Source organism: Methylorubrum sp. SL192, from assembly GCF_026672325.1.
In the GTDB taxonomy this organism is placed as follows: domain Bacteria; phylum Pseudomonadota; class Alphaproteobacteria; order Rhizobiales; family Beijerinckiaceae; genus Methylobacterium; species Methylobacterium extorquens.
In genome coordinates this window covers 2871097-2883948 of record NZ_JAPPQV010000003.1, presented here as the reverse complement: position 1 = coordinate 2883948, position 12852 = coordinate 2871097, and the positions used below count along the sequence as shown (strand labels likewise).

General features: G+C 67.2%; 18 protein-coding genes. 6 read left to right on the top strand and 12 right to left on the bottom strand.

Annotated elements, in window-relative coordinates; translation table 11 throughout:
* Positions 1–18: 18 nt before the first annotated feature.
* From sdhA to OVA30_RS14365, 4 genes are all read right to left on the bottom strand, one after another.
* Entirely contained in the window at positions 19–1836 is a 1818-nt protein-coding gene (gene sdhA / locus OVA30_RS14380) for a succinate dehydrogenase flavoprotein subunit (protein ID WP_268175857.1), read from the bottom strand.
* 29 nt (positions 1837–1865) lie between these two features.
* A complete protein-coding gene (gene sdhD, locus OVA30_RS14375; RefSeq protein WP_004446649.1) occupies positions 1866–2285 on the bottom strand; it encodes a succinate dehydrogenase, hydrophobic membrane anchor protein in 420 nt (139 codons plus the stop codon).
* Positions 2286–2293: 8 nt separating this feature from the next.
* Positions 2294–2695: a succinate dehydrogenase, cytochrome b556 subunit gene (gene sdhC / locus OVA30_RS14370; RefSeq protein ID WP_012254823.1), complete on the bottom strand. Its 402-nt coding sequence runs from the start codon at positions 2693–2695 to the stop codon at positions 2294–2296.
* Between the two features lie 127 nt (positions 2696–2822).
* Positions 2823–4148, bottom strand: coding sequence for an SLC13 family permease (locus tag OVA30_RS14365; RefSeq protein WP_268175856.1), 1326 nt, complete (start codon positions 4146–4148; stop codon positions 2823–2825).
* A 177-nt stretch (positions 4149–4325) separates the two neighbouring features.
* Here OVA30_RS14365 and OVA30_RS14360 point away from each other — a divergent pair, with 177 nt between their 5' ends.
* Positions 4326–5216 (top strand): LysR family transcriptional regulator, encoded by an 891-nt coding sequence (locus OVA30_RS14360; protein WP_056460390.1) that lies wholly within the window; start codon positions 4326–4328, stop codon positions 5214–5216.
* Positions 5217–5228: 12 nt separating this feature from the next.
* Here OVA30_RS14360 and OVA30_RS14355 read toward each other — a convergent pair whose 3' ends face one another.
* Positions 5229–6563 carry an Nramp family divalent metal transporter gene (locus OVA30_RS14355; protein ID WP_268175855.1) on the bottom strand — a complete coding sequence of 445 codons (1335 nt, stop codon included), beginning with the start codon at positions 6561–6563 and terminating at the stop codon, positions 5229–5231.
* A 417-nt stretch (positions 6564–6980) separates the two neighbouring features.
* Between OVA30_RS14355 and mntR the strand changes: the two genes are divergently transcribed.
* The 3 genes from mntR (at position 6981) to OVA30_RS14340 (ending at position 8130) form a co-directional block, all read left to right on the top strand.
* Positions 6981–7448: a manganese-binding transcriptional regulator MntR gene (gene mntR / locus OVA30_RS14350; RefSeq protein WP_012753420.1), complete on the top strand. Its 468-nt coding sequence runs from the start codon at positions 6981–6983 to the stop codon at positions 7446–7448.
* 68 nt (positions 7449–7516) lie between these two features.
* Positions 7517–7825, top strand: coding sequence for a hypothetical protein (locus OVA30_RS14345; RefSeq protein ID WP_004446663.1), 309 nt, complete (start codon positions 7517–7519; stop codon positions 7823–7825).
* A 101-nt stretch (positions 7826–7926) separates the two neighbouring features.
* Positions 7927–8130 carry a hypothetical protein gene (locus OVA30_RS14340; protein WP_268175854.1) on the top strand — a complete coding sequence of 68 codons (204 nt, stop codon included), beginning with the start codon at positions 7927–7929 and terminating at the stop codon, positions 8128–8130.
* Positions 8131–8181: 51 nt separating this feature from the next.
* On the opposite strand, the gene OVA30_RS14335 is transcribed toward OVA30_RS14340, so the two are convergent.
* Positions 8182–8388: a hypothetical protein gene (locus OVA30_RS14335; RefSeq protein WP_015823843.1), complete on the bottom strand. Its 207-nt coding sequence runs from the start codon at positions 8386–8388 to the stop codon at positions 8182–8184.
* Between the two features lie 173 nt (positions 8389–8561).
* Here OVA30_RS14335 and OVA30_RS14330 point away from each other — a divergent pair, with 173 nt between their 5' ends.
* Positions 8562–8753, top strand: a complete 192-nt coding sequence (locus OVA30_RS14330) for a hypothetical protein (RefSeq protein WP_004446666.1) — start codon at positions 8562–8564, stop codon at positions 8751–8753.
* A 167-nt stretch (positions 8754–8920) separates the two neighbouring features.
* Here OVA30_RS14330 and OVA30_RS14325 read toward each other — a convergent pair whose 3' ends face one another.
* From OVA30_RS14325 to OVA30_RS14300, 6 genes are all read right to left on the bottom strand, one after another.
* Positions 8921–9220 (bottom strand): hypothetical protein, encoded by a 300-nt coding sequence (locus tag OVA30_RS14325; protein ID WP_268175853.1) that lies wholly within the window; start codon positions 9218–9220, stop codon positions 8921–8923.
* 153 nt (positions 9221–9373) lie between these two features.
* Positions 9374–9583, bottom strand: a complete 210-nt coding sequence (locus OVA30_RS14320; protein WP_004446669.1) for a hypothetical protein — start codon at positions 9581–9583, stop codon at positions 9374–9376.
* Between the two features lie 88 nt (positions 9584–9671).
* Complete coding sequence (locus OVA30_RS14315; protein WP_015823841.1) at positions 9672–10127, bottom strand: hypothetical protein; 456 nt, start codon at positions 10125–10127, stop codon at positions 9672–9674.
* 299 nt (positions 10128–10426) lie between these two features.
* Complete coding sequence (locus OVA30_RS14310) at positions 10427–10666, bottom strand: hypothetical protein (protein WP_015951888.1); 240 nt, start codon at positions 10664–10666, stop codon at positions 10427–10429.
* Between the two features lie 260 nt (positions 10667–10926).
* Entirely contained in the window at positions 10927–11172 is a 246-nt protein-coding gene (locus OVA30_RS14305) for a DUF6894 family protein (RefSeq protein WP_004446672.1), read from the bottom strand.
* A gap of 151 nt (positions 11173–11323) precedes the next feature.
* A complete protein-coding gene (locus OVA30_RS14300) occupies positions 11324–11686 on the bottom strand; it encodes a phage holin family protein (protein ID WP_268175852.1) in 363 nt (120 codons plus the stop codon).
* Positions 11687–12069: 383 nt separating this feature from the next.
* On the opposite strand from OVA30_RS14300, the gene OVA30_RS14295 reads away from it, so the two are divergent.
* On the top strand, positions 12070–12780 hold the full coding sequence (locus tag OVA30_RS14295) for a L,D-transpeptidase (protein WP_056113453.1): 711 nt from the start codon (positions 12070–12072) through the stop codon (positions 12778–12780).
* Positions 12781–12852 lie beyond the last annotated feature (72 nt).

Below are 12852 nucleotides of genomic sequence, written 5' to 3'. Positions count from 1 at the left end.
ACTGCGCCGCGGGCTGCATCAGTACACCCGCGCCTTCGGCTCGATGTACTGGATGTCGTTCGACATCGTGTAGGTGTGGACTGGGCGGTAATCGATCTCGACGCCGTGGTTGGATTGGTCGAGCCACGCGAGCGTGTGCTTCATCCACTCCTTGTCGTCGCGGTCGGGGAAGTCCTCGCGGGCATGCGCGCCGCGGCTTTCCTTGCGGTTGACCGCCGATTCCATGGTCACGACCGCCTGGCCGATCAGGTTGTCGAATTCCAGGGTCTCGAGCAGGTCGGTGTTCCACACCAGCGAACGGTCGGTGATGGCGATGTCGGAGACGCCGCGCCAGACCTCGTGGATCAGGCCCTTGCCCTCCTCCAGCACCTCGCCGGTGCGGAAGACGGCGCAGTTGTTCTGCATCGTCCGCTGCATCCGGTCGCGCAGCTGCGCGGTCGGGGTGCCGCCGTCGGCGTAGCGGAAGCGGTCGAGGCGCGACAGCGCCTTGTCGGCCGAGCCCTTCGGCAGTTCCGGCTGGCGGGCGTCGGGCTCGACGATGTCGGCGCAGCGCAGGCCCGCGGCACGGCCGAACACCACGAGGTCGATCAGCGAGTTCGAGCCGAGGCGGTTGGCGCCGTGCACCGAGACGCAGGCCGCCTCGCCGAGCGCCATCAGGCCCGGCACTACCGTGTCGGGGTTGCCGTTCTTCAGGGTCAGCACCTCGCCGTGGAAGTTCGTCGGGATGCCGCCCATGTTGTAGTGGACCGTCGGCAGGACCGGGATCGGCTCCTTGGTCACGTCCACGCCCGCGAAGATCTTTGCGCTCTCCGAGATGCCCGGCAGGCGCTCGTGCAGGATCTTCGGGTCGAGATGGTCGAGATGCAGGAAGATGTGGTCGCCTTCCTTGCCCACGCCGCGGCCGTCGCGGATCTCCATGGTCATGGAGCGGGAGACCACGTCGCGGGAGGCGAGGTCCTTGGCCGAGGGGGCGTAGCGCTCCATGAAGCGCTCGCCCTCGGAGTTGGTGAGGTAGCCGCCCTCGCCGCGCGCGCCCTCCGTGATGAGGCAGCCGGCGCCGTAGATGCCGGTGGGGTGGAACTGCACGAACTCCATGTCCTGCAGCGGCAGGCCGGCGCGCAGCACCATGGCATTGCCGTCACCGGTGCAGGTATGGGCCGAGGTCGCCGAGAAGTAGGCGCGGCCGTAGCCGCCGGTGGCGAGGATGGTCTGCTGGGCGCGGAAGCGGTGGATCTCGCCGGTGGCCTGGTCGATCGCCATCACGCCGCGGCAGCGGCCGTCCTCGTCCATGATCAGGTCGAGAGCGAAGTACTCGATGAAGAACTGGGTCTTGTTCTTCACCGCCTGCCCGTAGAGCGTGTGGAGCATGGCATGGCCGGTTCGGTCGGCCGCGGCGCAGGTGCGCTGGGCGGTGCCCTTGCCGTAATCGGTGGTCATTCCGCCGAACGGGCGCTGGTAGATCTTGCCCTCGTCCGTGCGGGAGAACGGCACGCCCCAGTGCTCGAGTTCGTAGACGGCGGCGGGGGCGTTGCGCACGAGGTACTCGATCGCGTCCTGGTCGCCGAGCCAGTCCGAGCCCTTCACGGTGTCGTACATGTGCCAGCGCCAATCGTCCGGCCCCATATTGCCGAGCGAGGCGGAGATGCCGCCCTGCGCCGCCACGGTGTGCGAGCGGGTTGGGAAGACTTTGGTGATGCAGGCGGTGCGCAGCCCGGCCTGGGAGCAGCCGACCGTGGCGCGCAGACCCGCGCCGCCGGCGCCGACGATCACCACGTCGAAGGTGTGGTCGATGATGGCGTAGGCGGGCGCGCCGCCGTTCGTTCCGTTGGAGGCCATGGCGTGAATCCTTGGTTCCGTGACGACGATCAGGCGAGGCCGCCCAGGCTCACGCGGAGGATCGCGTAGAGGCAGGCAGCGGCCACCGCGACCGCGTAGAAGGTGTTGGCGATGAGCGCCGCGAACTTGAGGCCGTGGCTGTGCACGTAGTCTTCGATGACCGTCTGCATCCCCAGACGCATGTGGATCGTCACCGACACCACGGCCAGGATCAGGATGATCGCAACCAGCGGGTGCGACACCAGCGCGACCGCCTGCGGGTAGGTCCGCCCGGCCATCAGCGCGATGATCACGACGAAGGCGAGCATCAGGAGCGCATTCGAGGCGCCGGTCAGGCGCTGCAGCCAGAAATGGCCGGCGCCGTGGCCCGAAGCGCCGAGGCCCTTCACCCGAGCGCGGGGCGTGCGCATCGAGAGCGCGGTGTTCTGGCGGTTGTCGACCTGGGACATGGCGAGCCTCAGCGCACGAGCAGGGCGATCGCCCAGATCACGATGGTCAGGGTGACGGAGCCGATCAGCGTGGCGCGGGCGAGCCCCAGGCGACGGTCGCGGTCGAAGCCGTAGCCCGCATCCCAGATGAAGTGGCGCAGGCCGCCGAGCATGTGGTGCAGCAGCACCCAGGTATAGGCGAACAGGATGGCGCGCCCGGCCCACGAACCGAAGAACCACGCCACCGTGTCGTAGGCGCGCGGACCGGAGGCGAGCGCCACCAGCCACACCGCGACGAGGAAGGTGCCGCCATAGAGCGCCGTGCCGGTGATGCGGTGGAACACCGACATCGCCATGGTCCAGGTCCAGCGGTAGATCTGGAGATGGGGCGAGAGCGGCTGGGCGACCGTAGGTCTGACGGTAGGGTTCATCGCGGCTCACGATCCTCGCGTCGAAGACTGGATAAATTCCAGGGAAGGGTTAGGGCGCTCGGCTCCGACCGGCAATGCCGGTGCTGCGGTGCAGCATTGGTCAAGCTGACGATCGCGCGGATCTGTCTCATGCCAGTCTCCCGGTCAGCCTGAACCAGAAATAGGCAAGCGGGGTCGCCACCAGCAGCGACGCGACGCCCGTGGCGAGCGTGAGTTTGGTCGCGTCGGCCAGGGACAGGCGGCCGAGATCCATCGTCATGATGATGGGCGGTGCCTGATAAGGCAGGAACAGCGTCGAATAGCCGACCACCTGCACCATCAGTACGCTCATCAGGTCGAAGCCGCTGGCCCGCGAGAACTCCTCTGCTAGCGCCGTGTAGAGGGCGGGCGCGCCGTTGGCGGTGGCGGTGAACAGGAAGCCGATCGACAGGCCGGTCAGGGTCGCGAAGTTCTTGGCGGGCGCGCCCGGTTCCAGCGGGGCGACCGAGAGGAGTGCGTGGCCGAGATTGGCGCCGAGCCCGGTTTCGTTGACCACCGCCGTCAGCCCGAACAGGGCGGCGACGTAGAAGCAGGTCCGCAACGGGATCTCACCGAAACTCGCCGACGACAGCACGCCGACGCCCGGCAGCAGGCAGATCACCGCGGCGGCGAGCCCGATCCAGGCCGGCGGGATGCCGTGCCAGCCGTCGCTGAGCCACAGCGCCAGCATCACCGCGAGGATCACCGAGAGGCGCCGCTCTTCGGCCGATAACGGGGGCAGCGGCGGCAGTTCGGGCCGCTTCCCGTCGAGGCGATCGGGAAAGATCAGGATCGTGCAGGCGACGAGCAGCGCGCCCTTGACGAGGCCGAGAACCGGAGCGTGCAGAAAGAGATACGGCAAATAGCTGAGATGGATATCGAACAGCGTCTCGGCGGTGCCGGCCATGACGAGGTTCGGCACGTTGGCGGGCAAGATCGCCGCCGAGAGCATCGGCGTGGCGATGCCGAAGGCGAGCAGCGCGCCCGTCCGGCCCGGACGCCCGGCCTCCAGCCCGAAGGCGTCGCACAGCGCGATGACCACCGGCACCATCAGGGCGATGCGGCCGAGATTGGACGGCATCACGAAGGCCAGCGCGAAGGAGAAGGCGACGAGGCCGGCGATGAACCCCGGATAGGAGGCGGGCAGCCGCGCGGCCAGTCGGCGCGCGAGCCGGTCGCCCAGTCCGGTGCGATTCATGGCGAGCCCGACCACCATGCCGCTCGTCACCAGCCAGAAGGCGGAGGAGGCAAAGCCGGAAAACACCGTCTGCGCCGGGGCGAGGTTGAGCAGCATCGCGAGCGCGAAGAACATCAGCGCCGTGACGATCTCGGCCACGAGCCCGCTCGCCCACAGCCCCATGCACAGCACGAGCAGGCCCCCGGCCGCGACGACCGTGCCTTGTCCTCCGAAGATGCTGGCGGCTGCAGCGCTCATGGGCGCGCTTCAAACGCGAATTGGAACCGTTCGCAATTCGGCTTTCGTGGTGGGTGCCTTCGTCACCGGCGAAGGCTGGTGCCTCGCTCACGCTCTCGTGATAGGCTTTACGACCGATCCTTGCTCCACCCCACGCGAATGCGGGGCCTGAGAGCGCTTCGTCGAACTCAACCTGTGATGCGCTTCGATCTCGTCGATCTGAACCTGTTCCGCCACGTCGTCGAGGCCGGTTCGATCACCCATGGGGCCGAGCGGGCGAACCTCGCGCTCGCCGCCGCCTCGGCGCGGGTGCGGGCGATGGAAGCCTCGCTCGGCGCGGCACTCCTCGTGCGCGGGCGCCAGGGCGTGACGGTGACGCCTGCCGGCCGCACCCTGTTGGCGCATGCCCGCGAGATCATGGGCCAGATCGAGCGGCTGCAAGGCGATCTTTCCGTGTTCGCGGGCGGCGCGGTCGGCCAGATCCGGGTTCTGTCGAACACCAACGCGCTCACCGAATTCCTGCCTGAGGCGCTCTCCGCCTACCTCGCCCTGCATACCGGCGTCAGCGTCGATATCGAGGAGCGGACATCCGACGAGATCGTCGGGATGGTGGCCGACGGGGCCGCCGATCTCGGCATCGTCGCGGGCACCGTCGATACCGGCACGCTCCAGACCTTCCCCTTCCGCCACGACCGCTTCGTGGTGGTGGTCGCCGCCGGCCACCCGCTCGCCGGCCGCGACAGCCTCGGCTTCGCGGAGGTGCTGGAGCACGACCTCGTCGGCCTCGACCGGCCGAGCGCCCTGACCCGCTTCCTCGCGGCCAAGGCCTCCCGCATCGGCCGGCCGATGCGGCTGCGGGTGCAGTTGCGCAGCTTCGATGCGGTCTGCCGCCTCGTGGAATGCGGCGTCGGCCTCGGCATCGTGCCGGAGACCACGGCGCGGCGGGCCAAGCGCACGATGAGCATCGCGCCCGTCCCGCTGGAGGATCCCTGGGCGGCGCGCGACCTCAAGCTCTGCCTGCGGGATCTGGCGGGTCTGCCGCCCTTCGCGCAGGATTTCGTGGCGCATCTGCGTGCAGCTGACGCATGAGGCGCCGTCGGTTCAGGTGCCGGCGAGCGTGTCGACCAGCAGCTTCACGTTCAGCACGACGATGATGCCGGCGATGACCCAGGACAGCCCCTTCAGCCAGCTGGGGATCACGAGCGGGCCCATCAGCCGCCGGTCGGAGACGAAGCGCACCAGCGGGATCACCGCGAAGGGCAGTTGCATCGAGAGCACCACCTGGCTCAACACGAGGAGCCGGGCCGTACCCTGCTCGCCGTAGAGGGCGGTGACGATCACCACGGGGACGATGGCGATGCCCCGCGTCACCAGTCGCCGGGCGAAGGGCGGCAGGCGCAGCCGCAGGAAGCCCTCCATCACGATCTGGCCCGCGAGCGTCGCGGTCACCGTCGAGTTGAGGCCGGACGCCAGAAGCGCCACGGCGAACAGCGTCGAGGCGATGCCGACGCCGAGCAAGGGCGAGAGCAGCTCGTAGGCCTGCTCGATCTCCTCGACATCGGTGCGCCCGCCCGCGTGGAACACGGACGCGGCCATGATCAGGATGGCGGCGTTGACGAACAGCGCCAGCATCAGCGCCACCGTCGAGTCGGTGACGGCGAAGCGCAGCGCCTCGCGCCGGCCCTGATCGGTGCGGGGATAGGCGCGCGTCTGCACGATCGAGGAGTGGAGATAGAGGTTGTGCGGCATCACAGTCGCACCGATGATGCCGATGGCGATGTAGAGCGCGGCCGGGTTGGTCACGATTTCCCGCGAGGGCACGAAGCCGCCGAGCACGGCCTGGATCGGCGGTGCCGCCATCGCGATCTGCAGGCCGAAGCAGACGAAGATGATCGTCAGGAGGCCGATCACGAAGGCCTCCAGCGCCCGGAAGCCCCGTCGCAGCAGCAGCAGCACCACGAACACGTCGAGCGCCGTGAGGATCGCGCCCAGCGTCAGCGGGATGCCGAACAGGAGCTTGAGGGCGATGGCGGTGCCGATCACCTCGGCGAGGTCGCAGGCGATGATCGCCGCCTCGCAGATCAGCCACAGCGCGATGCTCACGGGCCGCGAGGTCCGCTCGCGGCAGGCTTGGGCGAGGTCGAGGCCGGTGGCGATGCCGAGCCGCGCCGCCAGCGCCTGCAGCACGATCGCCATCAAGTTCGAGAGCAGGATGACGGAGAGCAGCGTGTAGCCGAACTGGGCGCCGCCGGCGATGTCGGTGGCCCAGTTGCCCGGGTCCATATAGCCGACCGAGATCATGTATCCCGGCCCGATGAAGGCGAAGAGCCGCCAGAGCCAGGACCCGCCCGCCCGCACCGGCACGCTGCCATTGAGCGCGCCGAGGCTCGGTTCCGCTGGGGCTTGCCCGGGCGGTGCCGGCCGAACCTGATCCATCACCACTTCCATTCGCATCGGGGTGCCGATTGTCCCTGCCCGTCGCTCCCGATGGAGCGGACCGGCGCAGGAGAGCGGGCGCTCCATTCGCACCCGCACACAGCAAGGCCTTATAGCATTAGCTATAAAGCTGCGCCGAAGCTGAGATCAAGGGGCTTCCAGCCGGGTTCCCGGCCGTGGGGGGCTTAGGTTAAACATGCCGGTAGGGTACCTTCGAAACACCGGGCGGATCGATCGCTCTCGCCGTCGCATTTGCCCCGCCGCACTTGCCATCGCTCGTGCCGAGGCGCGGTTCGTGCGCCGGGTGTTTCGTGAAGACGTTTGACGACCCTATGAGGCGTGGGCCAATCAGGCCGCGCCCGAAATGGAGGAGCCCGCCGCCTCATGCAGGATGCGTCGCGAGATATGGGGCGAGAGATGGGTCAGAAGCCGGCACCCGAGGTGCACCCGGCGGGCGCGGATGCGCCGCTCGTCGATGCGGAGGTCCATGTCGAGAGCTTCCGTCAGGCCCGCGAGGCGCGTCGTCTCGAACTGGTGGAGGATTACGTCGAGTTGATCGCCGACCTGATCGGCGATGGCGGCGAGGCGCGGCAGGTCGATATCGCCGCTCGCCTCGGCGTGGCCCAGCCGACGGTCGCCAAGATGCTCAAGCGGCTCGCCGAGGACGGCCTCGTGCAGCAGCGGCCCTATCGCGGCGTGTTCCTCACCCCGGCGGGGCAGGCGTTGGCCGAGCAGTCGCGGGAACGCCACCGCATCGTCGAGCGCTTCCTGCGCGCCGTGGGCGTCAGTGCCGAGACGGCCCGACGCGACGCGGAGGGGATCGAGCACCATGTCAGCGCCGAGACGCTGGAAGCGTTCCGCCGCTTCGCCGACGCGAAGCTGTAGGCTCCGATCCTGACCGCCCGGCGCGCTTCCCGCCTGACCTCTCGACGTGCTTTTGAGGACCCGACCCGATGGACCAGACCCAGCAACTGACGGCGCTCGCCGCCGTCAGCGCCCGGCACGACGCGGCGGTGACGAACCTCGCCGAAGGGCTCGCCGAGCTCGGCGCCAAGCAGGTGGCCCACCAGATGGCGGTGGGCTTCCTGGCCAGCGTGCTGCGCTCGATCGATTCCGATCACTACGACGAGCGCCTCGAAGGCTACCTCGCCATGCTGCGCGACGTGCTGTTCCGTGACGATCCGGATGCGGTGCTCGCCACGACCGTTCTGGAGACGATCGAGCGCTCCTTACGTCCCGCGCAGGATCAGGACGAGAGCTGAGGGCGCCCGTCCGGTGCTGGGATTCGCGCGCTTACAAATGTGAACGCTGCGCGGTGTCGCCGCGCCTTGGTCGCTGCCGCGGGGCATGGCACCATGCCCGCATGGCTGACCGGAACCACCATCCCTATTCCATCGATGTGAGACCCTGCTGGCGGCGCCCGGGCCGCTTCGTCTGCTCCATCATCGAGAAGGGGGAGCCACGGCGCTACGGCGCGCAGAGCTACGCGACCTTCGACGAGGCCCGCCGCGCCGCCCAGACGCGGCTTCGCCAACTCGTCTTCGAATGGCAGCTCGTCGGCTCCTGATCGGCCCCCTCGGACGGCAGGCCGCGGGGATTGCCGCCGTCCGCTTCGGTTCTACTCAGTGTCGGCGGTCTGCGCGTACTGAACCAAGGCGGCCATCTGCGCCGGCGCCCGGAACACCCGCCCGTCGCTGGTCTCCACGTAGACCTCCGAGGCGCCCATGCTCGCGAAGGTCATGGCCCGCTCGGCGGCCCTCGCCCCAAGGTCGTGCGGTTCCTTGGAAGGGCCCGAGGGTGAGGTCCAGTGAACGGTGTAGCGCATAACGTTCTCCTCTTCAGCGACCGTGATGTCGGGGCACATCACCGCTGCGCGGCGAGCGGTATACCCGGTCCGGCCGATCAAATCTGCATCATAATGCCGAAGTGACGGTTCCTTGGGGCTTACTGCGCGTTCTACGGCCTGAGGCGCTCTGCGCTGCGAACCGGGAGACCATCATGAGGAAGCCGGAGAAGCCGGGTGCGGATGCCGGCAAGACGCACAAAGGCGGTGCGCTCGGGAACATCGACGAGCAGACGGGGCATCCCGGTAAAGGCACGCCCGGCGCGACGCTCAAGCCCGAGGACAACCCCGATCCCTCAAAGGACTTCAAGCCGGAGACGCCGGAGGACCGCAAGCCGAAAGGTTAAGTGCGGACCACGCGCTTTCGGGTCCGGCGCGGTTTCCGGTGGGCGTGGTCGAGGATAACCGCGGGCAGAGCAGAGCGCCGCTCCGAGACAGCCAAGCGAGGCTGGGGTCGTAAAGAAAGAGGGCCGGCATCACGCCGACCCCCCAATCTTATCTCGCTGTGGATTGGTCAGCGCCCGCCGGCCGCGCCACCGGCACCGCTGGTGCCTGCACCGGTGCCGGTGCCCATGCTGCTGCCGGACGTACCGCCAGCAGCACCGGGCGCTGCCGGGGCCATGCCGGTCCCGGTCGTGCTGCCGGTCGCTGAACCCGTTGCGCGCTCCATGCTCTTCTCGGAATTGCTCTTCACGCTGGCCGGGTTGTTCATGTTGCCCTCGGCGCTTCCACCGCCGGCAGGCGTTTGAGCCAGAGCTGCCCCCGAAAGGGCCAGTGTCAGCGCGGCGGCAAGGGCGATTGTCTTGGTCTGCATGGTCGTTTCCATCCCTGTTTGTCGTTGAGCAGGATCAACGCCGGGGTTGCCCGGTTCGTTCAGGCCCCCCGAAGCGCCCCGGCGCGAATGCGACAGGGACGCATATGGATGGATCACGCTGCGCATCTGCGTGAGGACGCAGATCCCTCACAATCAGCGGAGGGTGGGAGACTCATCGGGCTTGAGCGCCCGCTCTTCACCCTCGGAACCACCGGTCGAGACGTGAGAGTTCAGTCGATCCAGGTGCTCGAAGACGTGCTCGAAAGCCCGTGTCACAGCCTTTTCGAAGGACCCGTCCTGCGTGCCCTGAGCTGCTTTGACAGCGCTGAGGAGTTCGTGATGCTGTTGCGTGTCGCTCGACATGGCATTCCTCGCTTGCGGGTGAGATGCGATACCGAGCCAAACCTCAGCGGCTGGCTCGGTTCCGAGGCTGTTCGATCGCCTCTGCGCCTCAGCCGGCCGGCGGAACGAGAATGTACTTGCCGACGAAGGGGTTGCTCTGGCTGTTCACACCCGTGCATCCGTAGGGATGCTCGCCAGCCGCCATCGTCCTGAACTTGAGCGTGGCTTTGCCGTTCAGCTTGATGGTGTAGCCCTTCTCGCTCGCAGAGTGGCCCTGGTCACCATCCACGTGCTGCACGAGGCCGTTCTCGAACTGACCGTCCATGGTCAGGGTCACGGGCTGATCGGCCTTGTTGATCACCCGTAGCTCGGCATTCGTATTCGCGGGCAAACGGAGCTCGGCGGGCGAGCAGACGATCTTGCTGTCCTTCTTCTCCATCGTCAGCTCCATGACGGGCTGTCCGTCGGAGGCCGGCGGGGGCAGCGGCTTCCCTTCCGCATGGGCGAGGTTGGCGGACAGCATGAGGCACAGGGTGCCCAGCGTGCTTACGGCGTATCGTGTCACATCGATCTCCCTGGGAGTTGAAGGGGCAAGGCAAACGCCGGCTGCCTGTTCCTGGACGTGACGCCGCAGGCCGACCCGGGGCGGGGCGGGCTCAGGGGGGAATCGACGGTCAGGGCATGAAGAAAGGCGGGCACTCTGCCCCAAGCACCCCAGCGAGAAGACGGCGCGAGCAAGGGCGTCATCGGTGAGGTCTTGAGACGCGCAACGTCTGACTGACCCCGACACCGTGGGAGTGTGGAAGGACAGCAGGATCTCGTTCCGACCCCCGCCACTGAGTGCGCCGGAGTCTGGGGGTAGCCTCAGCCGTGCAAATCGGCTTCAGCCTGAAGGTGCACTTCGGCCTTGCGGACGACACTGCAAGGATCGTGACCTTTCACCTCCGCCAACAGCAGGAGGTCGGTGACGAGGTCGATGATATCGCTCTCTCCGATATCGTCCGATCTGGCCGGATAGCACCAGCGTCGGATGCCGGAGTGTTCGTGAAGGTAAGCGTCGAGGGCCTTTTGGGCGAGATCGGCGCGCTTTGCTTTGTCCGGCATGAGGATCTTGCCTCCCACCGCATGACGCCGCGCCAGATATCATCTGATTCGGCTGGTATTCCGTAAACGATAGGCTGCGGCACCTGTTCAACGGGCCGATGGAGAATTTTGCCTCGGTCGTTTCGAGGGTGGATCAGATGAGGATGTTATTCTCTACCCCTTCCGGGGTACCCCGGCGGATTCAGGTCTATACAGGTGGCCAGGGTCCGGGTTGTCTTTAGCGCCAGAAAGTTGTCAGATGATTTACTTGCCTTCCAAGATTATCCAGCGCTGGTGAGCCGGAGTCCGGAATAGGTCAGCGTTCCCGTGTAGACGATGGCCCCGCTCTCATCACGGACGAAAACGCTGAAGGAACGGTGATCGCCGTCTTTCGGGATCTCCCAGCGCGCGACCTCAGGCAAGAAGATCATCGCCTCCTTGCGTGCCGCCTCAAAATCCGCCTGCTCGGACCCCTCATCGTCACGATGAAACTCACCGTCGTGCGTGTCGAAGAAGTAGCGCGGCACTCCCGCCTCCGAATTGGCTCTGACTGCCCCAGCCAACCGCGATGGTCGGTGCCGGGTTTCTGCCTGACCTCACAATGACGGTGCTGCCGAGCTTGGTGCGTGGCCGAGTCCGTTTACCGCTCGAGTCCGTTTGCCGCCCTCGGCGGACCCCTCAGCCGACCGGCGCGCGTAGGCTCATCCACTTGAGGCCGAGGAACGTCAGAATCGCTGTGGCGGCGACGAACGGCATGCCCACGATCAACGCCGCCAGCGCGTCATTGCCGATCAGCGCAGCCAATGCGTCCCGCAGGGCGATCAGAAACAGCACCAGCGCGGCGAGGACCAGCAGGAGCGCCCCGCCGAACAGGAGCACGAGCAAGGCAAGCATCCGGAGGTTGCCGCGGACTTCCGTTCGCGCCAGCCGGAGCAGCTTGCCGAGGTGAGCGCTGGCCTCGCGGATCGCGACGAGGATCAGGACGGCGGTGGTGCGAGGATCGTCGCCCGGCTGACCTTTTTGAATGGTCTGTTCGTTCAATGGTGTTTCCTCACCGCTCTCCGAGCCTCTCGTCCCTGGCAGGCATGAGAGTCCGCGCCGCCATCAAAGCGGCCCGCGGCCTATAGCTAGCGCGAAGCTTCTGCATGGCGACATCCGGATCGACAGCGCTCGCAACGTGAAGGTTCGCCACCGAGGCAACCCGTGACAGTCCGCCAGCATCAAGCCGAGCGGATCATCCGCTCGGCTGCCGTTTGCGGTTCGGAGCAAAGCGTCCGGCATCGTCGCAGGGCCATCGATCGGCCGCGAGCGCCGCACTTGCCAGACGAGCCAAGTCGCCGCACTCTCAGCTTAGCCTTACGATGGTCGGATTGATGCCGATGCATGTCCCCATCGGATTGCAGGATATGGAAAGCCCTGAAAGCATGACGATGGATGGTGGGCACGCCGACGCCGGCGGTTCGGTCGAGACCGGTCTGCTCGGGTGCCAGGCGCGGCGTCTTGGCCGCCGCTCGTTTCTGGTCGGCTCGGCGGCCACCCTCGGCGCATTCGGGCTCGGTGGCTGTGTGACGTCCGACGGCACGATGCTCGCTGATGCGGCGAAGGTCTACGGGCCGATGCCGGACGAGAAGTTCCCGATCCCGGCGGTCGATATCAGCAAGGTCAATCCGAAATACTACCGCCGGACGGTTCAGTACGAGACCAAGGAAGCGGCCGGAACGATCATCGTCGATCCGCGCAATTACTACGTCTACCGCGTCGAGGGCGACGGTTCCGCCACCCGCTACGGCGCCAATGTCGGACGCGACGGGTTCTTGTGGAGCGGTGACGCGTATGTCGGCCGCAAGTCCGAATGGGCGACTTGGACGCCGCCCAAGGAGATGATCCGGCGTCAGCCCGAGGCCGCTCAATACGCGCGTGGGATGCCGGGCGGCCTCGACAACCCGCTCGGTGCCCGCACCCTGCATCTCTATCAGGGCGGCGCCTACACGCTCTACACGATCTACGCCAGCAGCGACCCCGAATCGATCGGGAGTGGCATCACAAGCGGCTGCGTCGGCTTGCTCAGTCAGGATATGATCCACCTCTACGCGCGAACCCCGGTCAAGACGAAGGTGGTGGTCCTGCCGGCATAGCGGCCTGCCTCGGCCCTGATTCCAGGGCCCTGTGGTTTTGACGCGATCGCAACCGAGGGGCGGCTGCCGGAT